8 protein-coding genes and 1 pseudogene are annotated in these 6,724 nt (G+C 66.2%); 3 read left to right on the plus strand and 6 right to left on the minus strand.

From position 1 onward, the window contains the following. The 3 genes from QZ847_RS10185 to QZ847_RS10195 all read left to right on the plus strand — a co-directional run. Positions 1 to 639, plus strand: a 639-nt coding sequence (locus QZ847_RS10185) for an iron ABC transporter permease (RefSeq protein ID WP_294356204.1), incomplete at its 5' end; no start/stop codon positions are given. Continuing rightward, positions 636 to 1,412 carry an ABC transporter ATP-binding protein gene (locus tag QZ847_RS10190; protein ID WP_294356206.1) on the plus strand — a complete coding sequence of 259 codons (777 nt, stop codon included), beginning with the start codon at positions 636 to 638 and terminating at the stop codon, positions 1,410 to 1,412. The genes QZ847_RS10185 and QZ847_RS10190, both read left to right, overlap by 4 nt. 3 nt (positions 1,413 to 1,415) lie before the next feature. Next, positions 1,416 to 2,360, plus strand: coding sequence for a hypothetical protein (locus QZ847_RS10195; RefSeq protein WP_294356208.1), 945 nt, complete (start codon positions 1,416 to 1,418; stop codon positions 2,358 to 2,360). 206 nt (positions 2,361 to 2,566) lie between these two features. Here the strand turns inward: QZ847_RS10195 and QZ847_RS10200 are convergent. The 6 genes and pseudogenes from QZ847_RS10200 to QZ847_RS10225 form a co-directional block, all read right to left on the minus strand. Beyond that, positions 2,567 to 3,325 (minus strand): annotated as a pseudogene (locus QZ847_RS10200) (IS5 family transposase). 209 nt (positions 3,326 to 3,534) lie between these two features. Beyond that, positions 3,535 to 4,281: an arsenical resistance protein ArsH gene (arsH, locus tag QZ847_RS10205; RefSeq protein ID WP_294356209.1), complete on the minus strand. Its 747-nt coding sequence runs from the start codon at positions 4,279 to 4,281 to the stop codon at positions 3,535 to 3,537. Next, complete coding sequence (locus QZ847_RS10210; protein ID WP_294356223.1) at positions 4,281 to 5,567, minus strand: arsenic transporter; 1,287 nt, start codon at positions 5,565 to 5,567, stop codon at positions 4,281 to 4,283. The genes arsH and QZ847_RS10210 overlap by 1 nt, the downstream gene beginning before the upstream one ends. Beyond that, positions 5,567 to 6,007 (minus strand): arsenate reductase (glutaredoxin), encoded by a 441-nt coding sequence (arsC, locus tag QZ847_RS10215; RefSeq protein ID WP_294356226.1) that lies wholly within the window; start codon positions 6,005 to 6,007, stop codon positions 5,567 to 5,569. Before arsC ends, QZ847_RS10210 begins: the two co-directional genes overlap by 1 nt. 13 nt (positions 6,008 to 6,020) lie before the next feature. Further along, positions 6,021 to 6,353: a metalloregulator ArsR/SmtB family transcription factor gene (locus tag QZ847_RS10220; protein WP_294356228.1), complete on the minus strand. Its 333-nt coding sequence runs from the start codon at positions 6,351 to 6,353 to the stop codon at positions 6,021 to 6,023. A 187-nt stretch (positions 6,354 to 6,540) separates the two neighbouring features. Next, the coding region (locus tag QZ847_RS10225) for a PepSY domain-containing protein (protein ID WP_294356230.1) at positions 6,541 to 6,724 on the minus strand (184 nt) is incomplete at its 5' end.

A 6,724-nucleotide genomic window follows, 5' to 3' on the forward strand; every position in this document is an offset into this window, starting at 1 on the left:
TTGTTCGCGCTCGCCGGTGCGCTGGTGACGATCGCCGTTGCGCTCGCACTGTCGCGCGCCGGTGGCACGCTGTCGCTGATCCTGGCCGGCGTGGCGGTGTCGACGATCGCGGGCGCAGGCGTCAGCCTGGCGCTCAACCTCGCACCCAACCCGTTCGCCGCGTACGAGATCATGACGTGGCTGATGGGGTCGCTCGCCGATCGCAGCTGGGATCACGTGCTGCTCGCCGCACCCTTCATTCTCGTGGGCGGCGTTCTGCTGCTGCTGATCGGACGCGGGCTCGACGCGCTGGCGCTGGGTGAGCAGCAGGCCGAGAGCCTGGGGATCGACGTGCGCCGCACGCGCCTGCTGGCCTTGCTGGGAACCGCGCTCGGCGTCGGGGCCGCGACCGCGGTGACGGGCGCGGTCGGCTTCGTCGGACTGATAGCACCGCATCTGGTGCGCCCCTTCGTCGGTCATCGCCCGCGCGCGACACTCGTCCCCGCCAGCCTCGCGGGCGCGATCATCGTGCTGGTCGCCGACATCGCCACCCGCGTGCTGCGCTTCGGTCCCGACATCAAGCTGGGTGTCTTCATCTCCGTCGTCGGCGCGCCCTTCTTCCTCTGGCTCGTCCTGCACGTACGAAAGGTCGCGGCATGAACGACCTCGTACTCGGTGGCGTCACGGTCGAGCGTGGCCGACGCATCGTCGTCGACGCGGTGTCGGCGCGCTTCTCCGCCGGGCGCCTGACCGCGGTTATCGGTCCCAATGGCGCGGGCAAGTCGACGCTGCTCGACGTGGCGTCGGGCCTCCTGCCACCATCGGCGGGCACGGTCACCTGGGGCGACGAGCCGCTTTCCGCGATGACGCGCCGGCAACTGGCGACGCGTCGCGCCTATCTGCCGCAGAACTCGAAGGTGGAATGGGCGATCAGCGTGGAGCGGGTTGTGGCACTTGGGCTGACCGCGCACCTGCCCGCGTTCGGCGGGCTGCCACCGGCGTGGGAGGCGCGCATCGGCGTCGCGCTCGACCGGTTCGACCTGTCGCACCTGCGCGACCGCCCCGCGACGCAGCTGTCTGGTGGTGAGCTCGCGCGCGTCATGCTCGCGCGCGCGACCGTCGGAGAACCGGAACTGCTGATCGTCGACGAACCGACGGCGGGGCTCGATCCGCGTCACGCGATCGACGCCGGCAGGCGCCTGCGCCGGCTGGCGGACGCGGGCTGCACGGTGATCGTGGCGCTCCACGACCTGGACCTTGCCGCGCGCATCGCCGACGACGTCGTCGCGTTGCGGGACGGACGCGTCCACGCGAGCGGACCGGTCGAACAGGTGTTCACCGATGCCGTGCTCGGCGCGCTCTACGATGTCACGGTTCGCGTCCGTCGCGACGACGAGGGCACCATTATCCGCTTCACCGAACCATCGGAGTAGATCATGCAGCCGGCGCCATTCACCCTCATTGCCGACCTGATCGAGGACCCGTCAAACGGGTGGAGCATCGGCAGCTTTGGCGCGATCGGCGAGTTCACGCGCGACGCCGGCGAGGCCACAACGATCCACCGAACTGCCGGACAGATCGACGTGGTCACGACCCGCGGTGCGATCCGCGTGCGCAATACCGCGCTGACGGGCGTGGCGTGGGATACCCTGTCGAGCGACGGCGAGACATGGGGACACGTGCTGGCGTTCTGCGCACCTTGGCCGGCCACGGGGACGCGCGTCGTACGCTTTCTCGATCACGACGCGGACGCGGTCCGCGCGGAGGACCGATACGACAGGCTCTACGACCTGGGTGTCGCGTCGGGGTGCGTCGCGATGGCGGTGCGAACACGCGATCCCGCGCTGATCGCCGCGCTGGACGCGGCCGAGGGACAAGCGCTGCTCGAGGTCACCGGCATCATGCCGATCATCTTGAGTGCGCAGCCGCACCGAGTGCTGCTGTCGCCGGCCGGACGGATCGAGGTATACCAGCCGATACCTGCAAGTGATGGCGAGAGCCCGGAAGGGCCGCATACACATCTGCTGTCAAACCTGATCGCCAAGGACCGCGCGCATTCGTCGAACACGCCGATCCCGGATGGCTGGCAAGCCGTACTGTCGATGCATCCCCGCTCGCCGTGGCGCACACCGCTCGGCGAGCGCCACGGGTTCCGGCCCGACATCGACGCGGCGTTCGCGCCGCTTCTGGACCACTTCGGCCTCGATGAGGACGAGGTAGTCGCCCGGCAGATTGGCGCGTCGCTCGATGACGAAGCGCTTTCGTGGCCAACGGGTCGGCGCCAGCGGCACAAGGCTAGGATCGTTCTGCGCCGCCTCCATGCGGCGGGGGACGCCAGGGTCATTCGCTGGCGAGCAGTGTATGATCGATGCAGTGACTGAAGGAGAGACAGTCTGTCGCAGAATGCGCGACATGTGAGACGTTCGAAAGTCAGAACATTCGCGAATAGCAGCAAATTGTCTTCACGATCGGCGGTCAGCAGCCTTTCGCCATTCCTGTATCCAAACTGTCACCTCATATGCATAACAGGCGCGGTAATGACCATGTCCCGCGAACGAGCGGCCTGGCTAGGGTCAGGACTCGTTGATCACAGCCAGAAGATGACAGTGGCGGCGAGCGCGACCGCGGAGAAGAATGCGGTTGGACAGCGGTGGTAGCGGGTCGCGACGCGGCGCCAGTTTTTGGGGCGTCCGAACATGATCTCGATGCGGCTACGTCGCCGATAAAGCCGCTTGTCGTATCTGATCGGCTCCTTGCGGGAGCGCCGGCCCGGGATGCACGGCTGAATACCTTTTGCCTGGAGCGCGTCCCTGAAGCGATCGGCGTCGTAGCCGCGATCACCCAGTAACCACTGCGCTTTTGGCATATCATCGAGCAGCGCTGCCGCGCCGGTATAATCGCTGGCTTGACCCGCCGTCATGAAGAAGCTCAGGGGGGCGGCCGTTTGCATCGGCGATGGCATGGAGCTTGGTGTTCATGCCGCCTTTGGTTCGCCCGATCAGGCGGCCGAGAGCCCCTTTTTTACCCGCAGGCTCGATGCCGCGCAGTGCGCCTTCAGGTATGTCGCGTCGATCATGATGGTTTTTGGTTCGGTATCGCCTGCAGCCAGCCCCTCCATCATGCGCGTGAATACGCCACGCTCGCCCCAGCGCTTCCACCGGTTGTACAGCGTCTTATGAGAACCATAGGCGCTGGGTGCGTCTTGCCAGCGCAGCCCGTTGCGGTTGACGAAGACGATGCCGCTCAGCACCCGCCGGTCATCCACCCGAGGCTTGCCATGGCTCTTGGGGAAGAACGGTCTCAGCCGCTCCATCTGATCAACCGTCAACCACAACAGGTCGTTCATCCCAGTCTTCTTGCGGAGCCTGAGTCAGATCGCGACGCTTACATCGATGGGTCCTGACCCTAGCAGATCATCCCCATTGCTCTGTCCTCGCCTGCTCGTTTTGCGGGATAATGATCGGGAATAGTAGTTGGGGAAGTGGGCGCTTCGGACGTCATTTGGCTCGATCGGCAGGGCCGGCTTCCCGTACGGGTTCTCAATCAGGAAACCCGTCAGGATTGCGGGGCGGTCGCGATGCTGGATAGGTCCGTGGCGGCGTCGATCGGCACCCCGGCTTCCTTTCGCTCCGAGTAGCGATCGACCAGTTGCGCGGTATGCGGGCGCAACAGGACGGTGAAGCGCACCAGTTCCTCCATCACGTCGACGATGCGGTCGTAATAGCTCGACGGCTTCATGCGGCCGGCGTCATCGAACTCGTTGAACGCCTTGGCGACCGACGACTGGTTGGGGATCGTCACCATCCGCATCCATCGGCCCAGCACGCGCAACGTGTTGACGCTGTTGAACGACTGCGATCCCGCCGACACCTGCATGACCGCCAGCGTGCGCCCCTGCGTCGGGCGCATCCCGCCCATGCTGAGCGGAAGGTGATCGATTTGCAGCTTCATGATGCCGGTGATCTGGCCGTGGCGCTCGGGGCTGCACCACACCTGCCCCTCCGACCACATCGACTGCTCGCGCAACTCATGGACCGCCGGATGATCGTCGCCCGCGTGCTGGTCAGGAAGCGGCAGCGTCGATGGATCGAAGATGCGCGTTTCACAGCCGAAGAACCGGAGCAGGCGCGCCGCCTCCTCGATGCACAGGCGCGAATAGGATCGCTCCCGCAGCGACCCGTAGAGCAGCAGGATGCGGGGCGGCGGATCGCCAGCGCCCAGCCCGAGAGCGGGGCGATCGTGCGCGTAACGCCGGTCGAGCGCGGGCAGATAATCGGGGTCGGCAAGGTCGCGCAGAGGCATCAGGCAAATCCGATCCGCAGCGCGAGCGCCGCCAGCGTGATGAGCAAGACAGGCACGGTGAGCGTCACGCCAACGCGGAAATAATAGCCCCATCCGATCCTGACACCCTTCTGCCCCAGGACGTGAAGCCATAGCAGCGTCGCGAGCGAGCCGATCGGCGTCAGCTTGGGACCGAGGTCGCAGCCGATCACGTTAGCGTAGATCATCGCTTCCCTGACCGCGCCGGTCGCGTGGGTGGCGTCGATCGATAGCGCGCCCACCAGCACGGTCGGCATGTTGTTCATCACCGACGACAGGACGGCCGCGATGACACCCGTTCCTAGCGCCGCGCCCCACACGCCGCCTTGCGCGGTGCGATCGAGGAGCCCCGCCAGATGATCGGTCAGGCCGGCGTTTCGCAGGCCATAGACGACCAGGTACATGCCCAGCGAGAAGATCACGACCTGCCACGGCGCACCGCGCACGACCTTCCGTGTCTCGATCACATGGCCCCGTCCCGCGATCACCAGCAACAGGACCGCGCCGGCAGCAGCGACGGCGCTGACCGGCACGCCGATGGGTTCGAGTAGAAAGAAGCCGGTGAGCAGCAGCGCCAGGACAATCCATCCGGCGCGGAAGGTCGCGCCGTCGCGGATCGCGTCACCGGGCGGGCGCAACGCCCCCACGTCATAGTCCGCCGGTATGTCGCGCCGAAAGAACAGCAGCAGCGCGCCCAGCGTGGCCGCGATCGACACCAGATCGACCGGCACCATCACCGCCGCATAATCACCGAACCCGACGTGGAAGAAGTCGGCCGACACGATGTTGACGAGGTTCGAGACGACCAGCGGCAGACTGGCGGTGTCGGCGATGAACCCCGCCGCCATGACGAACGCCAGCGTCGCCTTGTCCTTGAACCTCAGCGCCCGCAGCATCGCAATGACGATCGGCGTCAGGATCAGCGCCGCGCCATCGTTGGCGAACAGCGCGGACACGCCTGCGCCGAGCAGCACGATCAGGACGAACAGCCGGCGACCATGCCCCCCGCCCCAGCGCGCGACGTGCAGCGCCGCCCACTCGAAGAACCCGGCTTCATCGAGCAGCAGGCTGATGACGATGATCGCGACGAACGCGGCGGTCGCGTTCCAGACGATGCCCCATACCACCGGCACATCGGACAGCGTGACGACGCCCGCGAGCAGCGCCACGATCGCCCCGCCCATCGCGCTCCACCCGATGCCGAGGCTTCTGGGTTGCCAGATGACGAGCGCGATCGTCGCGACGAAGATCAGGACGGCAAGCAGCATCAGGCGACGCGCTGGCCCGAGGCGTCGACCACCTGTTCGCCGTCCTCCTTTGCGAACGCGCCGAGTTGCCTGCTCGGCAGCAGATCGAGCACGGCTTCGGAAGGGCGGCACAGCTTCACGCCGAGCGGCGAGACGACCAACGGCCGGTTGATGAGGATCGGATGCGCCATCATCGCATCCACCAGCGCGTCGTCGGACAGCGACGTGTCGCCCAGGCCCAGCTCCGCATAGGGCGTTCCCTTCTCGCGCAGCAGCGCGCGCGGCGTCATGCCGGTGCGATCGATCAACTCGACCAGCAGCGCGCGCGAGGGCGGCGTTTTCAGATATTCGACCACATGCGGCTCGATGCCGGCATTGCGGATCATCGCCAGCGCGTTGCGCGACGTGCCGCACGCGGGATTGTGGTAGATGACGATATCAACGGCCGCATTGTCGGTCATTCCGGGCGTCCTTTCAGCAGCAGGGGGCGAGTTCGGCGATGAGCGGGGCGCACAGGTCGGGCGACCCGGCGCAGCAGTCCTTGACGAGGAACAGCGTCAGCGCGCGCAGGCCGTCCAGATCGGCGCGGTAGATGATCGACCGACTATGGCGTTCGGATCGGACCAGACCGGCGCGGGCGAGAGTGCCGAGATGCGCGGACATGGTGTTTTGCGGCACGTCGAGCTGACGGGCGATTTCGCCGGCTGCCATGCCATCGGGTTCGTGGCGGACCAGCAGACGGAACACATCCAGGCGCGTTCCCTGCGCCAACGCCCCAAGCGCAACGATAGCCGAATCATTTTCCATGTATCCAGCATAGTAGATATATGAGGCAGCGCTACTCTCGCTTGCTTATTCGTGAATTTGGTGTCTCGCCATTCACCCCGCGATATACTTCCATGAGGGCCGCTATCGATCCGTTTGGCAATCCCGAGTGAAAACGCCGCGGCGGTTTCGCAGCCGTTCCTGATTAGGAAAGCTGGTGCCAAGCCAGTCAAACCGTGCGTGCAGCCTTTCGCCGGCGAAGCCAATGAAGGATGCCTGTCGCCAACAGGATCGTCGGGACGAAGCCGATCAACACCGCGAGGATGCGGGTCGCCACCCCGCCCACCGTGCCGTCGTGTAGTGTGCGGACCCAGCTCGCCAAGGCGGTGCCGGTGCCGGCCCGGCGAACATCA

The sequence above is a fragment of the uncultured Sphingomonas sp. genome (genome assembly GCF_913778135.1).
Lineage (GTDB): Bacteria > Pseudomonadota > Alphaproteobacteria > Sphingomonadales > Sphingomonadaceae > Sphingomonas.

Bases quoted from the DNA above. Each gene is read 5' to 3' on its own strand.
- QZ847_RS10190 (WP_294356206.1), top strand. From the start codon at position 636: ATGAACGACCTCGTACTCGGTGGCGTCACGGTCGAGCGTGGCCGACGC.
- QZ847_RS10195 (WP_294356208.1), top strand. From the start codon at position 1,416: ATGCAGCCGGCGCCATTCACCCTCATTGCCGACCTGATCGAGGACCCG.
- arsH (WP_294356209.1), bottom strand. From the start codon at position 4,281: ATGCCTCTGCGCGACCTTGCCGACCCCGATTATCTGCCCGCGCTCGAC.
- QZ847_RS10210 (WP_294356223.1), bottom strand. From the start codon at position 5,567: ATGCTGCTTGCCGTCCTGATCTTCGTCGCGACGATCGCGCTCGTCATC.
- arsC (WP_294356226.1), bottom strand. From the start codon at position 6,007: ATGACCGACAATGCGGCCGTTGATATCGTCATCTACCACAATCCCGCG.
- QZ847_RS10220 (WP_294356228.1), bottom strand. From the start codon at position 6,353: ATGGAAAATGATTCGGCTATCGTTGCGCTTGGGGCGTTGGCGCAGGGA.